This window comes from Kribbella sp. (genome assembly GCF_035687465.1).
GTDB lineage: Bacteria > Actinomycetota > Actinomycetes > Propionibacteriales > Kribbellaceae > Kribbella.
This window is the reverse complement of sequence record NZ_DASRXP010000134.1, coordinates 1-2,507: the sequence shown is the minus strand read 5'-3', so window position 1 is coordinate 2,507 and position 2,507 is coordinate 1. Positions and strand designations below refer to the sequence as shown.

Annotated in this window: 3 protein-coding genes and 1 pseudogene; 2 read left to right on the top strand and 2 right to left on the bottom strand. The window is 65.7% G+C overall.

Annotated features, from left to right (window positions below; translation table 11 throughout):
- Together VFG33_RS06865 and VFG33_RS06860 are read left to right on the top strand one after the other, a co-directional pair.
- Positions 1 to 802: multicopper oxidase domain-containing protein (locus VFG33_RS06865; protein WP_325023572.1), on the top strand; the 802-nt coding region annotated here is incomplete at its 5' end.
- Between the two features lie 291 nt (positions 803 to 1,093).
- Positions 1,094 to 1,873, top strand: a complete 780-nt coding sequence (locus tag VFG33_RS06860) for a hypothetical protein (RefSeq protein ID WP_325023571.1) — start codon at positions 1,094 to 1,096, stop codon at positions 1,871 to 1,873.
- A gap of 120 nt (positions 1,874 to 1,993) precedes the next feature.
- Here VFG33_RS06860 and VFG33_RS06855 read toward each other — a convergent pair whose 3' ends face one another.
- Positions 1,994 to 2,227 (bottom strand): hypothetical protein, encoded by a 234-nt coding sequence (locus tag VFG33_RS06855; RefSeq protein ID WP_325023568.1) that lies wholly within the window; start codon positions 2,225 to 2,227, stop codon positions 1,994 to 1,996.
- 87 nt (positions 2,228 to 2,314) lie between these two features.
- Positions 2,315 to 2,507, bottom strand: a pseudogene (locus tag VFG33_RS06850) (sulfite oxidase); the annotation flags it as partial.

Sequence of the window (2,507 nt, the reverse complement as noted above, 5' to 3'; positions counted from 1 at the left end):
GACCGGGTCGCAGCGTGCGGATGTGCCTGCGGGGACCCGGCTGCGCGTGCGGGTGATCAACACCGACAACGCGATCGTGCGGGTGGGGATCGTGGGCGCGCAGTACAAGGTCGTCGCGGTCGATGGCCGCGATCTGCACGGGCCGACGCCTGTGAGTGCGGCCTTTCCGCTGGCTGCTGGTGCCCGAGTGGATCTCGACGTGACTGTGCCGACCTCTGGGGCGCTGCGGTTGGACGCGGGCTCCGCTGCGGTGTCGCTCGCGATCGGGCCGCCTGGGTCCGAACCGCCTGGAGATGCCTTATCTGCTGAGACTTTGGACCTACTGAGCTACGGTACGGCGGCTCCGCTCGGGCTGGATCCGTCGAAGGCCAACCGTGTCTTCGAGTACCGGATCGGACGGCGACCGGGATTCCTGGACGGAATACCGGGGCTTTGGTGGACGATCAACGGGCACAAGTTCCCGGACGTACCGATGTACATGGTCGCCGAAGGGGACGTGGTCCGGATGACGATCAGCAACTCGTCCGGCCAAGCACATCCAATGCACCTCCACGGCCACCACGCAGTAGTCCTCTCCCGCAACGGCGTCCCCTCAACCGGCTCCCCGTGGTGGGTGGACACCCTCGAGGTCGGCGACGACGAAACCTACGAAATAGCCTTCCTGGCCGACAACCCCGGCATCTGGATGGACCACTGCCACAACCTCCCCCACGCCTCCCAAGGCCTAATGACCCACCTCATGTACGAAGGCATCACCACGCGGTACCACATTGGCGGAGACGCCGCTAACGAACCCGAATAGCCCGCGGTGCACGGCGGGATCGGGATCCGTTGGTGGCTCGTGCGCCCGCTGGCGGGAGTGCCAAGGGGTGGCGATGTAGCGAACGACAGGAGGATGTCGCCGGCGTGGGCGTTACAGAGATGACGCTGAGGCAGACCTAGCAAGTGCGTGGCGACTACCTCCTGTCCTTCGCTACACCGGATGAGGGTGTCGGCCAGTTCGTTCGACAGATCCGGAGCCACAACCGGCACGCCTCGGGCGAGCGGCCCTGGGGGACCGCATACTGCTGGCATGTACGGGATGACGATGTAGGTGGACGACTACTACCTGCATGGGCGCCAGCTCGCAGTGCTCCTGGCGTTCTTCGGCTCGGTCTGCGGCCTGCTGGTGCTGATCGGCTGGTTCACCCGCCCGAGCATCCTCTGGGACACCCCGGAACTGGACGCCGCCATCGCGGGATTCGCCTGCTACCCGGCGAGGTTCCTTGTCGAGAAGCGTCCCTGGTGGCGCCGCCTCGGAGGCCACGGCCTGCAGGTCGTCGCCGCCGCGGACATTCCCCGAGCGCTCCGCCGAGTCCGGCGCGGCGTGCTGGCGGACCGCATCAAGATCGCTTGCGGGGCACTGGCAGTAGTCCTCGGACTCACCTTGCTTCCCCTCACGATCATGGGCGAAGGCAACCCAGCAAACGTCTTCTCCACCACCATGGACTGGAGCAACCCGTGGACCGACTATCTGATCGTCTTCGGGATCAGCCTGGCGAGCGGCGCCCTGGTTGCCTGGCCACTCCTGGCGACCGTCCGCTACCCACGGGACGCGCGCCGCGCACTCGCGCAGATCCAATCGGTCGCCGCGACGGCAACCGTGGTCGAGATCCAGCTATCGCGGACCGACGACGAACCCACTGACCCACGGCTGTTCCTCAAGGTGGACGACCAAACCTGGCGCCTGGTGGTCGAACCGTTCGAGCCCGTGGCCCTAGAAGTAGGAACCCAGCTGCCACTGGCCGGCGACCTCCAGCACCGCGGCTGGGTCGTCTGCCTAACCACCCCACCCCTAAAACCAACAGAGCCAATCGAACGCCGCGGCGCCTGATCAGGCGGCGTTCCGTCGTCGCGGCACACCCATCAACCGGCCCGATGACGCCGCTACCAATGCCTTCGGTACCACAGCTGTTGATTGAGCCGCGACCCACGATAGGAGCGCGATACGAGGTCAGGCTGAAGTGATTGCTGTTGGCAATAGTTTGGTGCTGAGGCGTTCGGCGTTGTGGAGGTGGAGGGCGGCTATGCGGGCGCAGGCGGCGTCTATGGCGGCTCTTTGGGAGTTGTAGTGGCCGTACCAGTACGGGTCGTCGGGTTGGGGGTCGCCTTGGTCGTCGATGTCGGCGTACCACTCGTTGCCGGTGCGGAAGATCCTTGCGTGCAGGTGGATCTCGGTACCGTTCATCGCCCGTGTCTCCTGGAGTGAGAATCGTGCGTGCCCACTTCCATGATGTGACTGCCAACCGCGAGAGCCAGCAACGACACGCGGGGACTATTGCACGAGCACGGTGATGCGCTGGGCGCTGTTATTGGCGAAGCCGCCGCGGTTCCACGGGGCTTCCACGGGTTGCGCGCGTCCGCTCTCGTCGTATGCACGGACCGTGAGGACGTGCTCACCAGGCTGCGCGTCCCAGTCGAACGAGAAGCCTCGCCAGGCGAGATCGTCGTTGCCAGTGGCATCGAGT